The sequence below is a fragment of the Aquimarina sp. AWH4_224 genome (assembly GCF_056160245.1).
The window spans coordinates 1-211 of the sequence record NZ_JBSWWU010000096.1; the positions used below are offsets into that span (position 1 = coordinate 1).

Here is a 211-nt window from a genome sequence, read left to right on the forward strand (position 1 = left end):
CATCAATCCCGAAACAGGACAACTGAGAACAAACCAGATTCAATACATTACCATGATTAACCTTTACCCCCTTAGGGTTACCTGTAGAACCCGAAGTGTAGATAATATAAGCCGTATCACTACTAGCGATATCAACATCTAAAGCATCCAAACTATATCTTGAAGCAACCTTAGAGAATGATGACATTAACGAAGTATCGACAATCAAATC

1 protein-coding gene is annotated in these 211 nt (G+C 37.9%); it reads right to left on the minus strand.

The window, feature by feature from the left end:
• Positions 1-211 (minus strand): AMP-binding protein (locus ACXAGJ_RS24855; RefSeq protein ID WP_474843920.1); only part of this gene is annotated, 211 nt, incomplete at both ends.